Annotated in this window: 14 protein-coding genes; 2 read left to right on the forward strand and 12 right to left on the reverse strand. The window is 72.9% G+C overall.

Annotated elements, in window-relative coordinates; translation table 11 throughout:
• From AQI70_RS18805 to AQI70_RS18820, 4 genes are all read right to left on the reverse strand, one after another.
• Positions 1 to 1,395 (reverse strand): FG-GAP-like repeat-containing protein, encoded by a 1,395-nt coding sequence (locus tag AQI70_RS18805; RefSeq protein ID WP_062151224.1) that lies wholly within the window; start codon positions 1,393 to 1,395, stop codon positions 1 to 3.
• A 75-nt stretch (positions 1,396 to 1,470) separates the two neighbouring features.
• Positions 1,471 to 2,526, reverse strand: a complete 1,056-nt coding sequence (locus AQI70_RS18810) for an LCP family protein (protein ID WP_062151228.1) — start codon at positions 2,524 to 2,526, stop codon at positions 1,471 to 1,473.
• 97 nt (positions 2,527 to 2,623) lie between these two features.
• A complete protein-coding gene (locus AQI70_RS18815; RefSeq protein ID WP_062151231.1) occupies positions 2,624 to 3,991 on the reverse strand; it encodes a glycoside hydrolase family 10 protein in 1,368 nt (455 codons plus the stop codon).
• Between the two features lie 108 nt (positions 3,992 to 4,099).
• The gene (locus AQI70_RS18820; protein ID WP_062151234.1) at positions 4,100 to 5,215 is read right to left on the reverse strand and encodes a LacI family DNA-binding transcriptional regulator; all 1,116 of its coding nucleotides are present in this window, start codon (positions 5,213 to 5,215) and stop codon (positions 4,100 to 4,102) included.
• 121 nt (positions 5,216 to 5,336) lie between these two features.
• On the opposite strand from AQI70_RS18820, the gene AQI70_RS18825 reads away from it, so the two are divergent.
• Positions 5,337 to 7,643 (forward strand): beta-xylosidase/alpha-l-arabinosidase, encoded by a 2,307-nt coding sequence (locus AQI70_RS18825; protein ID WP_062151237.1) that lies wholly within the window; start codon positions 5,337 to 5,339, stop codon positions 7,641 to 7,643.
• Between the two features lie 65 nt (positions 7,644 to 7,708).
• On the opposite strand, the gene AQI70_RS18830 is transcribed toward AQI70_RS18825, so the two are convergent.
• Genes AQI70_RS18830 through tsaB form a run of 4 tightly spaced genes read right to left on the reverse strand, consistent with a single transcriptional unit; the run spans position 7,709 to position 10,254 of the window.
• On the reverse strand, positions 7,709 to 7,966 hold the full coding sequence (locus AQI70_RS18830; protein ID WP_062151239.1) for a hypothetical protein: 258 nt from the start codon (positions 7,964 to 7,966) through the stop codon (positions 7,709 to 7,711).
• Positions 7,963 to 9,060: a tRNA (adenosine(37)-N6)-threonylcarbamoyltransferase complex transferase subunit TsaD gene (gene tsaD, locus AQI70_RS18835; protein ID WP_062151254.1), complete on the reverse strand. Its 1,098-nt coding sequence runs from the start codon at positions 9,058 to 9,060 to the stop codon at positions 7,963 to 7,965. The genes AQI70_RS18830 and tsaD overlap by 4 nt, the downstream gene beginning before the upstream one ends.
• Positions 9,053 to 9,541, reverse strand: a complete 489-nt coding sequence (rimI, locus tag AQI70_RS18840; protein WP_062151976.1) for a ribosomal protein S18-alanine N-acetyltransferase — start codon at positions 9,539 to 9,541, stop codon at positions 9,053 to 9,055. Before rimI ends, tsaD begins: the two co-directional genes overlap by 8 nt.
• 56 nt (positions 9,542 to 9,597) lie before the next feature.
• Entirely contained in the window at positions 9,598 to 10,254 is a 657-nt protein-coding gene (gene tsaB, locus AQI70_RS18845; protein ID WP_062151257.1) for a tRNA (adenosine(37)-N6)-threonylcarbamoyltransferase complex dimerization subunit type 1 TsaB, read from the reverse strand.
• 113 nt (positions 10,255 to 10,367) lie between these two features.
• Here tsaB and AQI70_RS18850 point away from each other — a divergent pair, with 113 nt between their 5' ends.
• Positions 10,368 to 10,922, forward strand: a complete 555-nt coding sequence (locus AQI70_RS18850; RefSeq protein WP_062151978.1) for a hypothetical protein — start codon at positions 10,368 to 10,370, stop codon at positions 10,920 to 10,922.
• Between the two features lie 94 nt (positions 10,923 to 11,016).
• Here AQI70_RS18850 and AQI70_RS18855 read toward each other — a convergent pair whose 3' ends face one another.
• From AQI70_RS18855 to alr, 4 genes are all read right to left on the reverse strand, one after another.
• Positions 11,017 to 11,205, reverse strand: a complete 189-nt coding sequence (locus tag AQI70_RS18855; RefSeq protein WP_062151259.1) for a hypothetical protein — start codon at positions 11,203 to 11,205, stop codon at positions 11,017 to 11,019.
• Between the two features lie 137 nt (positions 11,206 to 11,342).
• The gene (gene tsaE / locus AQI70_RS18860) at positions 11,343 to 11,855 is read right to left on the reverse strand and encodes a tRNA (adenosine(37)-N6)-threonylcarbamoyltransferase complex ATPase subunit type 1 TsaE (RefSeq protein ID WP_062151262.1); all 513 of its coding nucleotides are present in this window, start codon (positions 11,853 to 11,855) and stop codon (positions 11,343 to 11,345) included.
• Positions 11,821 to 13,062, reverse strand: a complete 1,242-nt coding sequence (locus tag AQI70_RS18865; RefSeq protein WP_062151279.1) for an alpha/beta fold hydrolase — start codon at positions 13,060 to 13,062, stop codon at positions 11,821 to 11,823. The genes tsaE and AQI70_RS18865 overlap by 35 nt, the downstream gene beginning before the upstream one ends.
• 239 nt (positions 13,063 to 13,301) lie before the next feature.
• Positions 13,302 to 14,507, reverse strand: a complete 1,206-nt coding sequence (alr, locus tag AQI70_RS18870; protein WP_062151281.1) for an alanine racemase — start codon at positions 14,505 to 14,507, stop codon at positions 13,302 to 13,304.
• Positions 14,508 to 14,578: the final 71 nt, after the last annotated feature.

The raw sequence follows: 14,578 nt of genomic DNA on the forward strand, positions 1-14,578 counted from the left end.
CTACTCCGCTTCCGCCCCGAACCCCACCCTGGCGTACGGCGCCCCGATCGCCCGGCCCCCGAGCACCAGCGCCGCGTCCGTCACGATGCCCGTCGGGCGCCCGCGCAGCTCCCATACGGCCCCGTTGTCGTTGTCCTCGCCCACCGCGGCGGCGGACAGGTCGGCGTAGCCGTTGCCGTTGATGTCGAGGAGCCGGACGGCGCTGCCGAAGGTGTCGCCGAGTTCGGCGGTGCCGGGGATCCCGGCGGTGTTCTGGGTGAAGGCCTGGGCGCCCGACCCCGTCAGGCCGGTGCGGCTGCCGCGCAGGATGTCGACGACGCCCGCGGCGTCGCCGTGGCCGAACTCCTCGCCGGGCGCTCCGACGGCCACGTCGTCGATGCCGTCACCGGTGATGTCGCCGACCGCGACGGCGGAGCCGAAGGCGTCATGGGGCTCCGGTGTGCCCGGGACGCCGGGGGTGTCCTGGCTGTACGGCTTCCAGGTGCCGCTGGGGGTGACGCCGGCCGCCGAGCCGTACGCGACCTCGATCTTCTCGTCGTACCGGAAGCCGACCACCACGTCGTCGTAGCCGTCGCCGTTGACGTCGCCGAGCGCCACGCCGCCGTCTCCCGCGGGGGCGGTGGCGGGTGTGAGGCCCGTGGCCGAGGCCGTGTAGAACTTCGTGCAGTACACGCCCTCGCCGCAGTACGCGTGCAGTGCGAGGTCGTCGCGGCCGTCGCCGTTGACGTCGCCGACCGCGCCGTCCTTGACGTCGACGTACCGGAGGCGCTCGGGGTCGAGGGGCGCCTTGCGGACCGGGGTGCCCGTGCGGGTGAGCGGGCCCGTCCAGACGCTGCCCGTGGTGCCGAAGGGGTCGTCGCCCGGGGCGCGGCCGGTGCGGAAGAGGGCCAGGTCGAGCTTGCCGTCACCGTCGAAGTCGCCGGTCTGGGTGTCGGTGGCGGGGAGCGCGACGCTGCCGCTGCCGGACAGGCCCCGCGGCCCGCCCCAGACGATCACCGCGTCGCCGGTCCCGGAGACGAACCCGATGACCAGGTCGGCGTAACCGTCGGCGTTCAGGTCGCCCTTGGCCAGCTGGGCCCCGAACTCCTCGTTCTTGACCGGGCTGCCCGGAACACCGGTCGTGGCGCGGCTGATGACGGTTCGTCGGTCGGCCGACAGGCCGTGCGGGCCGCCGTAGAGCACGGCCGCGTAGCCCGCGCCGCGCTGTCCGCCGACGGTCGCGCGCGGGGCGCCGACGGCGAGGTCCTGGTAGCCGTCGCCGTCGAAGTCGTCGCGGACGGGGGCGGAGGCGGCGGCCTCGGCACGGGGCGTCAGGTCCGACGGGACCGCTCCCAGTGCGAGCAGACCCGCCAGGAGCGGAACGACCCAACCGGCATATGAACGAAGCGGGAACACCGACACACTCCCCCGTTACGGCGACAAGTCACCCCTCTTGACTCCCCACCCGCCACGAGGGTTGTCCTCGGCCCGTCAGCGCAGCGACCGCCACAGCTCGCTCGCCTCCGGCTCGTCCGCCACCACCCGGTTGCGGTCCGAGGGGGCCGTCACCACGGGCATGGTCACCGTCCGCACCGTGTCGGACGACAGCACCTTCAGGCTCTGCCCGAGGGACATCAGCTCGCTCAGCGAGTCCAGGCCCGTGTCGGTGGTCAGGCTGCCCGTCACCGCGTCGGCGACCCGGTAGAGCCTGGCGGGGTCGGTCAGCAGGCCGGTGGCGGAGATCCGGTCCAGCAGGGCCTTCACCAGCTTCTGCTGCAGGCCTATGCGTCCCAGGTCGCTGCCGTCGCCTATGCCGTGCCGGGTGCGGGCCAGGGCGAGCGCGGTCTTGCCGTCGAGGTGATGGGTGCCGGCCTTCAGACGCAGATGGCTGTCGTCGTCATCGATGTCCTCGTCCGCGGTCACCGTGACACCGCCCAGGGCGTTCACGAGATTCGCGAAGCCGGAGAAGTCGATCTCGATGTAGTGGTCCATACGGACGTTCGTGAGCGACTCGACCGTCTTCACGGCACACACCGGCCCGCCCACCGAGTACGCGCTGTTGAACATGGAGTTGTACGCCACCGCCGTCGAACCGCCCGACGCCCGCGGGCAGGGCGGGCGCGTGACCAGCGTGTCGCGCGGGATGCTGACGACGGTGGCCCCGGTGCGGCCCGCGTCGATGTGCACCACCATCGCCGTGTCCGAGCGGGCGCCGGCGCCGCTGCCGCCGCCGAGCTCCTGGTTCTCCCCGCCGCTGCGCGAGTCCGAGCCCAGGACCAGGATGTTCAGCGCCTCGGTGGGCAGCGGGGACGCCGTGGCGGCGGCCGACGGCGACGGTGTCGTGACCGCCTTCGCGGGGCGGTCGTCGCCGAGCGCGTTGTTGATGTCGACGCTCTTGATGTTGGCGTTCAGCTGCCAGTAGGCCCAGCCCGCCGCGCCCACCCCCAGCACCAGGGCGCCCGCCAGGACGAGGCCGGCGGTCTTCAGCGCTCTCGACCGCCGGCCCGTTCGTCTGCCGTCGTCCCCGTTCTCGTCTCGTCCGGTCACAGGGAGGAACGTAAGTCCGAATTATTACGGGCAGGAACGTCAGACCGGGTTTTCTTCGGAGATTCTCAGACTTCCCGGCCGGGTTCGCGCCCCGCACTCAGCCCAGGCTCACCGTCGGCACCGGATTGCTCCCGCTCCACGACCCGTTGAACCCGAAGGTCACCGAACCGCCGTCGGGAACCGTCCCGTTGTACGAGGCGTTGGAACAGGTGACCGCCGCCCCCGACTGCGTACAGCCCGCGTTCCAGGCCTGGGTGATCCGCTGGCCCGCCCCGAAGGTCCAGCCCACCTTCCAGGAGGACAGCGCCGCGCCCGAGCAGGCGATCCTGACCTGCCCGGTGAAGCCGGTGTTCCACTGGCTGGTGACGCTGTAGGTCGCCGTGCACGCGCCGGTGGGCGGGGGCGTGGTCGTACCGCCGAGCGCCTCGGCGATCGCGTGGTACGCCGGTTTCGGCGCGTAGTTCTCGTCGTACGGCGTCGCCGCGCCCTGCCCCGGGAAGGTGTCCGGGATCCAGGAGTCGGAGTCGGTGAAGCCCCAGACGGTCACGCCGACACACCGGGACACCGCCAGGCAGGCGTTCATGACCGCCTTGTAGTCGGCGGCCTGCCGGGTCAGCTTGGCGCTGTCGGCGGGCAGTTGCATACGGATGTCCAGCTCCGTGATCGCCACGTCGACGCCGAGATCGGCGAACCGCTGGATGTTCTGCTGCATGGTCGACGGGACCTGGCCGAGGATCAGGTGGGCCTGCAGGCCCACGCCGTCGATCGGGACGCCCCGCTCCTTCAGTGACTTGACCAGGTTGTACAGGGCGGTGCTCTTCGCGTTGACGCCCTCGACGTTGTAGTCGTTGATGTACAGCTTGGCGCTCGGGTCGGCGGCGCGTGCGGCGGTCAGGGCCTGGGCGATGTAGTCGGCGCCGAGGCCGTTGTACCAGAGGGTCTGCCGGTAGGTGCCGTCCTCGTTGAACGGCTCGTTCACCACGTCCCAGGTCGCCAGCCTGCCCTTGTACCGGCCGACTTCCAACGCGATGTGGTCTTTCATCAACTGGCCCAGCTCGGCGGACGTCCAGCTGCCGTTCGTCAGCCAGCTCGGGTTCTGGCTGTGCCAGACCAGGGTGTGGCCGCGCAACTGCTGGCCGTGCGCCTCGGCGAAGGTCACGATCCGGTCGGCCTCGGCCCAGTCGAAGTTGCCGCGGGTCGGCTCGACCGAGCCCCACTTCATGGCGTTGCCGGGGGTCAGCGCGTTGAACTCCCGGCTCGCGATCTCGCCGTAGGTGCCGGTGAGCTTGGAGCCGGTGACGGCCGTGCCCATCACCTTGCCCTTGGCGGCGGCGAGATCGCGCAGGGGCGTGCCAGCGGCCTGGGCGGGGGCGGCGCCGAGTGTCAGCAGGGCCGCGGCTGCTGCGGTGGCGGCCCCGGTGACGAGGGCGGTGAGACGTGCACGCAACGATCTGGAGGTTCTCATGGCGGGGTGCCTCCGAAAGTTTCGGTCGTGCAACCGATTGACTTCGGTGGAGTGTGGAGGCGCCCGCCCCAGCCGTCAATACGTCAACTTCCGGCCACGCCGGGCCGCTCAGGCCCCGCTGGGCGCCGCGGTACTGCTCCGCACCACCAGGCTGGTCGCCAGCTCCACGCGCGTCGCCGCCTGCTCCCCCGCCTCCCGCGCGAGGTCGAGGACCAGCTTCGCCGCCGCCTCCGCCATCTCCGTCAGCGGCTGCCGTACGGTCGTCAGCGGCGGCCCCACCCAGCGGGCGACCGGCAGATCGTCGAACCCGACCACGCTCAGGTCCTCCGGAATCCGCAGCCCCAGCTCGCGCGCCGCCTCGTACAGCCCGAGCGCCTGGAGGTCGTTGCCGGCGAAGACGGCGGTGGGCCGGTCCGGGCGGCGCAGCAGCTCCAGGCCCTGCCGGTAGCCGGTCTCGTGGTGGAAGTCGCCGGGCCGGATCAGGTCCTGCTCGACCGGGAGCCCGGCCGTCTCCAGCGCGGCCCGGTAGCCGTCGATCCGGGCGCGGCTGCACATCATCCGGGACGGTCCGGTGATCGCGCCGATCCTGCGGTGCCCCAGCTCGACCAGATGCCGGGTGGCGGCGAGCCCGCCCTGCCAGTTGGTCGCCCCGATGGAGGGGACGTCGGCGCCGGGGTCGCCCGCCGGGTCCATCACCACGAACGGGATCGACCGGCTGGTCAGCAGTGCGCGCTGGGACTCGTCGAGGCCGGACAGGACCAGGATCACGCCGTGCGGGCGGCGGGCGGCGACTTGGTCGGCCCAGGTCCGGCCGGGGGTGAGCCGCCCGGCGCTCTCGCTCAGCACGACGCTCAGCCCGGCGTCCCGGGCGACGTTCTCCACGCCCCGGATGACCTCCATCGCCCACGCGCTCTCCAGTTCGTGGAAGACCAGGTCGATCAGCGGCGAGCGGCTGGCCTCGGCGCGGCGGCGCCGGTAGCCGTGGGCGCGCAGCAGTTCCTCGACGCGGCTGCGGGTGGCGGGGGCGACGTCGGCGCGCCCGTTGAGGACCTTCGAAACAGTCGGCGCGGACACGCCGGCCTCGCGGGCGATCTCGGCGAGCGTCGCGGTCTGCGCGGACCGGCCGGTCGTCGGCGTCCTCGTCGTTGTCGTCCGGGTTTCCGACTGTGTCTTCCGGGTTTCCCCCGGTGGCGTCCGGCTTTCAGCGGGCTCACGGGCTGTCATGGCGGCGATCGTATCCCTGCGCGACCTCTTGACGAACCCTTCTCACCACCCCTAGGTTCCCGGAACATTCGAGGTGAAGAACGAAACATTCGCGAGTGGCTTTCGCCCCGACAGGAGTTTCATGACCACCGCCCCCTGGCGCGACCCCGCCCTGCCCGCCGCCGCCCGCGTCGACGCGCTCCTCTCCCGGATGACCCTGGAGGAGAAGACCGCCCAGCTCTACGGCGTGTGGGTGGGCGCCGCCACGGACGGCGAGGGCGTCGCCCCGCACCAGCACGACATGACCGCCGACCACGACTGGGACGAACTCATCACCCACGGCCTCGGCCAGCTCACCCGCTCCTTCGGCACCGCTCCCGTGGACCCGGCGCTGGGCGCGCAGGCACTGGCCCGCGCCCAGCGCCGGATCGCCGAGGCCGGCCGCTTCGGCATCCCGGCGGTGGCCCACGAGGAGTGTCTGGCGGGCTTCACGGCCTGGCAGGCCACGGCCTACCCGGTGCCGCTGGCGTGGGGCGCCTCCTTCGACCCCCCGCTCGTCGAGGAGATGGCCCGGCGCATCGGCCGGGACCTGCGCTCGGCCGGCGTCCACCAGGGCCTCGCGCCCGTCCTGGACGTCGTACGCGATCCGCGCTGGGGCAGGGTCGAGGAGACCATCGGCGAGGACCCGTACCTGACCGGCACGATCGGCGCGGCCTACGTCCGGGGCCTGGAGTCGGCCGGGATCGTCGCCACGCTCAAGCACTTCGCCGGGTACGCCTCCTCGGCGGGCGCACGCAACCTCGCGCCGGTACGGGCAGGCGTCCGTGAGTTCGCGGACGTCACCCTCTCCCCGTTCGAGATGGCGCTGCGCGAGGGCGGCGCGCGCTCGGTGATGGCGGCGTACAACGAGACGGACGGCGTGCCGGCCTCCGCCGACCCGGCGCTGCTCACCGAACTCCTGCGGGACCAGTGGGGTTTCACGGGCACGGTGGTGGCCGACTACTTCGGCATCGGCTTCCTGGAGACCCTCCACCGCGTGGCGGACGGCCCGGCCGAGGCGGCGCACGCGGCGCTGGCCGCCGGTATCGACGTGGAACTGCCGACCGTGAAGTGCTACGGCACACCGCTGGTGGAGGCCGTCCGGGCGGGCGAGGTCCCGGAGGAACTGGTGGACCGGGCGGCCCGCCGGGTGCTGCTGCAGAAGTGCGAGCTGGGCCTCCTGGACGAGGACTGGAACCCGGAGCCCACCGGCCCGGTCCACCTCGACTCCCCCGCCAACCGCGCCGTCGCCCGCCGGCTGGCCGAGGAGTCCGTGGTCCTGCTCGACAACCCGGACGGTGTGCTGCCGCTGGCCCCCGACACGAGAATCGCGGTCGTGGGCCCGCGCGCGGCCGACGCCCTGGCGATGCTGGGCTGCTACTCCTTCCCCTCCCACGTCCTGCCCCACCACCCCGAGGTCCCGCTCGGCATCGAGATCCCGACGGTCCTTGAGGCGCTGCGCGCCGAACTCCCCGACGCCAAGGTGGCCTTCGCCGAGGGCTGCGGGGTGTCCGACCCGGACACGGCGGGCTTCGAGGAGGCCGTGGCGCGGGCGTCGGAGGCGGATGTGTGCCTGGCGGTCCTGGGCGACCGGGCGGGGCTCTTCGGGCGGGGCACCTCGGGCGAGGGCTGCGATGTGACGGACCTCCGGCTGCCGGGCGCGCAGGGCGAGCTCCTGGACGCGCTGGTGGCCACCGGCGTACCGGTGGTGCTGGTCCTGCTGACCGGCCGCCCGTACGCCCTGGGCCGCTGGCACGGACGCCTGGCCGCGGTGGTCCAGGCGTTCTTCCCGGGGGAGGAGGGCGGCCCGGCGGTGGCGGGAGTGCTGTCGGGCCGCGTCAACCCCTCGGGCCGCCTGCCGGTGAGCGTGCCGCGGGTGCCGGGCGGGCAGCCGTGGACGTACCTCCAGCCGCCGCTGGGGCTGGCGGGCGAGGTCAGCAACCTGGATCCGACGCCGTTGTACGCCTTCGGGCACGGGCGCTCCTATACGTCGTTCGCCTGGGAGCCCGCCGAGTCGCCGGAGGCGGAGATCGGCACGGACGGCTCGTACGACGTGACGGTGACGGTCCGCAACGCGGGGGAGCGCGCGGGCGCGGAGGTCGTCCAGCTCTATCTGCACGACCCGGTGGCGAGCGTCACGCGCCCGGACGTGCGGCTGATCGGCTACCGGCGTGTGGAGCTGTCACCGGGCGAGGCGCGGCGGGTGACCTTCCGCTTCCACGCGGACCTGTCGTCGTTCACCGACCGCTCGGGGCGCAGGGTGGTCGAACCGGGCGCGCTGGAGCTGCGGTTGGCGGCGTCCAGCGCGGACGTACGGCACACGGCTCGGCTGACGCTGACGGGGCCGACGCGGGTACTGGGGGCCGAACGGCGGCTGCTGTGTGAGGCGGAGGTGTCCGCGGCGGGGTGAGCCCCCGCCCCGCCTCCAGGCACCGGGCACCGGGCACCGGGCACCCGGCACCGGCTCTAGGCCGGTCAGTCGGAGCCCACCGACTCGAACCGCCACCGATGCACGGCCCGGGTCACCAACTCGGCCGCGGGCTCCGGAAGTTCCGGCAGACCGGCCTCGTACGGAGCGTCCCACCAGGTGATCACCAGCACCCGGTCCTGCGGCGCCCGGAAGGCCTCCCGGCGCAGCGGGCGCTCGGGCAACTCCTGCTTCCGCGCCCAGGCCAGCAGCTCCTCCCCCCGCCCGGGAACCGCCCGCGCCTCCCACATCAACGCGACCGTCACGAGTAGAGGTTCTCCTTGCTGACCTCGTGCACATGGTCGTGCCCATGGTCATGGCCGGGAACATGAGGATCCGTCACCGGCAGCGACGAGTCCGCCGACAGGTCCCAGCTGGACGCGGGCCGGCCCCGCGCCACCATCTCCGCGCCCAGCGCGGCCACCATCGCCCCGTTGTCCGTGCACAGCTTCGGGCGGGGCACCCGCAGCCGGATCCCGGCCGCCTCGCAGCGCTCCTGGGCCAGCGCCCGCAGCCGGGAGTTCGCCGCCACACCGCCGCCGATCATCAGGTGGTCGACGCCCTCGTCCTTGCAGGCGCGCACGGCCTTGCGGGTCAGCACGTCGACGACCGCCTCCTGGAAGGAGGCCGCGACATCGCGCACCGGCACCTCCTCGCCCGCCGCCCGCTTGGCCTCGATCCAGCGGGCGACCGCCGTCTTGAGGCCGGAGAAGGAGAAGTCGTACGCCGGGTCGCGCGGCCCGGTCAGACCGCGCGGGAACGCGATGGCCTCCGGGTCGCCCTCGCGCGCGTACCGGTCGATGACCGGGCCGCCGGGGAAGCCCAGGTTCAGCACGCGGGCGATCTTGTCGAAGGCCTCGCCGGCCGCGTCGTCGATGGTGGCGCCCATCGGCCGGACGTCGGAGGTGATGTCGCTCGACAGCAGCAGCGACGAGTGGCCGCCGGACACCAGCAGCGCCATCGTCGGCTCCGGCAGCGCGCCGTGCTCCAGCTGGTCCACGCAGATGTGGGAGGCGAGGTGGTTGACGCCGTAGAGCGGCTTGCCCAGCGCGTAGGCGTACGCCTTCGCCGCCGACACACCGACCAGCAGCGCGCCCGCGAGCCCGGGACCGGCGGTGACGGCGATACCGTCCAGGTCCCGCGCACTCACCCCCGCCTCCTTCAGCGCGCGGTCGATGGTCGGGACCATCGCCTCCAGGTGCGCCCGGGAGGCGACCTCCGGCACGACACCGCCGAAGCGGGCGTGCTCGTCGACGCTGGAGGCGACGGCGTCGGCGAGCAGGGTGGTGCCGCGGACGATGCCGACGCCGGTCTCGTCGCAGGAGGTCTCGATGCCGAGGACGAGCGGTTCGTCAGCCATTGATCTCGGTTCCTTGTGCGGAAGTTCCTGGTACGGAAGTGGAAGGGTCGGTCAGTCGCATCACCAGGGCGTCCACGTTCCCCGGCTGGTAGTAGCCGCGCCTGAAGCCGATGGCCTCGAAGCCGAAGCGCTCGTAGAGCTTCTGCGCGCGGACGTTGTCCACACGGCACTCCAGCATCACTTCGGCGCACTCGAAGGCGGTCGCGGCACGCAGCAGCTCGGTGAGCAGTCGGCTGCCGAGACCCGTTCCCTGGTGGTCGCGGGCCACGGCGATGGTCTGGATGTCGGCCAGTTCCCCGGAGGAGGCGAGCCCCGCGTATCCGACGATCCGCTTGCCCTCCTCGGCGACGACATAGCGCCGGGTGGCCTCGGGCCCGCGCGAGTGGGCCAGCTCGGACCAGAACATGCCCCGGGACCAGGCGTCCTCGGGGAAGAGGTCCTTCTCCAGCTCCAGCACGGGGTCGATGTCCCACCAGCGCATCTCGCGCAGCACAGGAGTCACGGGCGGCCCGGACTGCGGTCCGGTCGGCTGTCCTGTCACTTGGGGGTGACCACCTTGTAGTTCTTGGGGACCTGGGCGTCGGGCCGGCGCAGATACAGCGGCCGGGGCGCGGCGAGTTCCTCGCCCGCCGCCAGCTTCTCGGCGGCCAGAGCGGCGAGGGCCGCCGCCGACACATGCTCGGGCTCGTGGGCGCTGGGGAAGGTGTCGGGGTACAGCAGCGCGCCCGCGCCGACGGCGGGCAGTCCGGCGACCTGGTCGGCGATGTCGGCGGGCCGGTCGACGGCCGGGTCGGTGAGGCGGGTGCGGGAGTCGGCGTACCGCGCCCAGTAGACCTCCTTGCGCCGGGCGTCGGTCGCGACGACGAAGGGGCCCTTCTCGATGTCGGCGGCGTACGCGAGGCCGTCCAGCGTGCACACGCCGTGCACGGGGACGCCGAGGACGAGTCCGAAGGTGTCGGCGGTCATCAGACCGACGCGCAGCCCGGTGTACGGCCCGGGGCCGACGCCTACGACGATGCCGGTGACGGCGTCGAGCTTCACACCGGCCTCGGCGAGGACGCGGTCGACGGCCGGCAGCAGCAGCTCACCGTGCCGGCGGGCGTCCACCTGGCTCGACGAGGCGATGACGTCCGTACCGTCGTGCAGCGCGACGGTGACTGCGGGGGTGGCGGTATCCAGAGCGAGCAAGAGCACGCAAACAGCCTACGGCGCTCGCGCCCCGAGAAGCGCCGCCCGGGTGGAGCGCTTGACGGCTGCTACGGTCGGGCTTGATCACGACGTACGACGCGAACGCTGAGGTGGCGACGGTGGCAGGCAGCAGCTCCGGATTCGTGGTGGGGCTGACCGTGGCCGCCCTCGCGACCGTCGGCTTCCTCGCCTACCAGGCCTCGGCCGGCGTCCACGCCGATCTGGGCAAGCCCGGTGCGAGCAGCTCGCCCGAGGCGGGTACCGCGGGGGCGCCCCACGCCCAGCAGGGCCCCGCCGCGCTGCCCGTCGCGTCCGGTGCCGGGGAACGGGTCGTGTACTCGCTGGGCGCCGACCGGGTGTGGCTGGTCGGCGCGGGGGACATGGTCAAACGGACGTTCCGCGTGACCCCCGGATCGGTCGACCCGGCGCCGGGCGTCTACAGCGTCACGTCCCGCTCCAGCGCGGTCACCGGCACCGACGGCACCCCCATCGAGCACGTCGTCCGCTTCACCGACGTGGACGGCATCACCATCGGCTTCAGCGCACCCGTCGACGGCTCGGCACCCCAGCCCAACCCGGCCGTGAAGACGGGCGGCATCCGCGAGTCGCGGGCGGACGGCAACGCGATGTGGGAGTTCGCGACGATCGGACGCACCGTCGCCGTGATCCCGTAGAACGGCGAGGCACCCCTGAGGCGGCGAGGCACCCCTGAGGCGGCGGGCCATCCCCCGGAAGACCGCCGCGCTCTCCGAGCAGCCCCGGGACCCGCTAGGCCGCCTCGCGGTGTCGCTCGGCCGGCTCAGCCCGCTGCTGCCCGGCCTCGGGCTCGCGCGGCGGCGTCGAGATCAGGGTGGCGGCGGCGTTCGCCGCCAGCAGGTCCCGCACGGACACCCCGGCGACCGGCGCGTACGGCCGCGGCCGTACCTCGCTCGGTGCCTTGCTCTCCGATGCCGACATGGACGCCTCCTGGGGCCGGGGGCGGACGTAGTTAGGTAGACCTAACTACGGACTGGGTACCATGTGACCACGCGCAAGACCGCGATGGCAATATCTTGCCGACGTCTTGTCGGAATGTTCATGCAGGCGGTGCCGGCTCAGGCGGCCAGCACGCTCAGGTCCACCGTCGCCCAGCGCTCCCCGAGCCCGGTCACGGTCATGTGCCGCACCTCGTCGGTCGTGTCTCCGACGGCCCGGTGGATCACGACCTGCAACCGCTCCTCGGTCAGCTCCTCGACCTTGCCCTCGCCCCACTCCACGACGATCACCGACTCGGGCAGCGAGACGTCGAGGTCGAGGTCCTCCATCTCGTCCAGGCCGCCGGAGAGCCGGTAGGCGTCGACGTGGACGAGCGGCGGGCCGTCGCCGAGGGAGGGGTGCACACGGGCGATCACAAAGGTCGGGGAGGTGACCGCTCCCCTGACCCCCAGCCCCTCGCCGAGCCCCCGGGTCAGCGTCGTCTTGCCCGCGCCGAGCTCCCCGCTGAGCATCACGAGGTCGCCGGCGCGCAGCAGCTTGGCGAGTCGGCGGCCCAGTTCCCGCATCTGGTCGGGAGAAGTGACGGTCAGCTCGATGTCACCCGCGTTGTGCGGTGCTGCTGGTGCTTCCATAGCCACTTACGGTAGCTCCTGCGGGTACCGCGCCCGCACGGGTGAGCAGGTCGGCCAGACGGTCGGTGACCACTTCCGGGTGCTCCAGCATCACCAGGTGCCCGGCGTCCGGCACCAGGACCAGCTCGGCGTCCGGCAGCAGATCGGCGATCGCCTCGCTGTGCTCACTGGGCGTGACGAGATCGCCCACCCCGGCCAGGACGAGCACCGGCATGTCCGTGAAGTGGGCGAGCGCCTCGGTCTTGTCGTGGTCGGCGAAGGCCGGGTAGAACTCCGCGACCACGTCGATGGGCGTCCCCTCGATCATCCGCTCGGCGAACCGGGCGACGGCCGGATCGACGTCCCGGGACGAGAACGAGTACCGCTTGATGATCCCGGCGAACAGGTCGGCGGTGGCCCGGCGCCCCTTCTCCACCAGCTCCGCCCGCTGCCCCAGCGCTCTGAGCACGCCCGGCAGAACGCGCCGCACCGCGTTCACGCCGGCGACGGGCAGCCCGAAGTTGACCTCGCCGAGCTTCCCGGACGACGTACCGACGAAGGCGGTGGCGACGACCCGCTCGCGGATCAGCTCGGGGTACTGGTCGGCCAGCGCCATCACCGTCATCCCGCCCATCGAGTGGCCGACCAGCACGAGCGGCCCCTCCGGCGCGGCCGCGTCGATGACGGCCTTCAGATCGCGCCCGAGCTGCTCGATGTCGACGTGGGTGCCCTCCTGCGTCTGGGCGACGCCCCGCCCGGAGCGGCCGTGGCTGCGCTGGTCCCAGTGCACGGTGCGGACGACACCCCGGAGCGCGGCGCGCTGGAAGTGCCAGGAGTCCTGGTTGAGGCAGTAGCCGTGGCTGAAGACGACGGTGACGGGGGCGGGGGCCTTGCGTCCGAAGAGCCGCCGGCGCCGCGGGGTGAGGGCGAGGGCGGCCTCGGGGTCGAGGTCGTCGACCTCGTAGTACAGCTCCGTGCCGTCGTCGGCGTACGCCCTGCCGGGCGTGCCGCGCAGCGAGCCGTACGGTCCCGCCGAGTCCAGGGCGAGGCGGGCCTTCTGCCGCATGCCGCGGCCCACGGTCATCCGCTCTATGGCGACGCCGGCGGCGGCGCCCGCCGCGATCACGCCTATCGCCGCACCGGCGATACCGGTCGCCCTGCGCCAGTTCGCGGCCGCCCCCGTGGCGGAGGCGACGGCCGCGACGACCTCCGCGCTGCTCTCGCTCACGTACCGCTCCTCTTCGCTGGTCGGGTGGTGCTGGTGTGACGTAGGTGATCGGTGGTGCCGGTGTTCGGTGCGGTGTTCCGCTACGGGTTACCCGTCTCGTTCCTCATTCACATAGCCGCATGCGCAGGGACGCATCACATGGACGCGTCACATCGGCGCATCCGTGGTCAGGTACCTGGTCACATCCGTGGTCAGGTACCTGGTCACATCCGTGGTCACGTCCGTGGTCACATCCCTGGTCACGTCCGTGGTCGCATCCCGGTCTCGTCCGGGGTCGCATCCGTGGTCGCATTCACATAGACGCGTGGAACGCGCGTTCCGATCCGCGTGACGATTTCGTACGCGATGGTCCCCGCGGCCTGCGCCCAGTCCTCGGCGGTGGGCTCACCGCGGTCGCCGGGCCCGAACAGCACCGCTTCCGCGCCCGCCTCGGGCTCGTCCCCGCCCAGATCGACGACGAACTGGTCCATCGCGATCCGCCCCGCGACCGTCCGCCACTTGCCACCCACCAGGACCGGCCCCGCGCCGGAGGCGTGCCGCGGGATGCCGTCGGCGTAGCCGAGGGGCACGAGGCCGAGGGTGGTCTCGCCCGGGGTGAGGTAGTGATGGCCGTAGCTGACGCCGTGGCCCCCCGGTACGTGTTTCACCAGCGCGAGGGACGCCGACAGCGTCATCACGGGCTTCAGCCCGAAGTCGGCCGGGCTGCCGAGCTCGGGGCTGGGCGAGATGCCGTAGGTGGCGATCCCGGTGCGCACCAGGTCGAAGTGGCTGTCCGGGAGGGTGAGCGTGGCGGGCGAGTTGGCGATGTGCCGCACCTCGGGCCGCGCGCCCTGGGCCTCGGCGTACGCGACCATCTCCCGGAAGCGGGAGAGCTGGGCGGCGATGGACGGATGCCCCGGCTCGTCGGCGCAGGCGAAGTGCGACCACAGTCCGGTGATCCGGATCAGCCCGTCGGCCTCGGCCCGCAGGGCCTCACCCACCAGCTCGGCCCAGTCGTCCCCCGGCTGGCAGCCGCCCCGCCCGAGCCCGGTGTCGGCCTTGAGCTGCACCCGCGCGGGAGCGCCGGCCTGCCGGGCGGCCTCGGTGACCTCCCGCAGGGCCCACATCCCGCTGACCGAGACGTCGAGATCGGCCTCGATGGCCTCCCGCCAGGGCCCGCCGGGTGTCCACAGCCAGCACATGATCCGTACGTCGTCCAGCCCGGCGGCCCGCAGTACGAGTGCCTCCTCGGGCGTGGCGGTGCCGAGCCAGGCGGCGCCCGCCTGCACGGCCGCGCGGGCACAGCGCACCGCCCCGTGGCCGTACGCGTCCGACTTGACGACGGCCATGAGGGCCGCGCCCGGCGCGAGGGCGCGCAGGGTCCGCACATTGGCCCGCAGGGCGGCCAGATCGATCTCGGCGCGGGCACGCAGGGGCGCGGTCCGCAGGGCTGCTGTCTCTGTCATCGCGCCCCCAGTGTCTCAGAGGGGTACGACAGCGCCGCCGCGCCGGGGCCCCCACACGTGGCCACCGGTCC

The organism is Streptomyces curacoi, from assembly GCF_001513975.1.
GTDB lineage: Bacteria > Actinomycetota > Actinomycetes > Streptomycetales > Streptomycetaceae > Streptomyces > Streptomyces curacoi.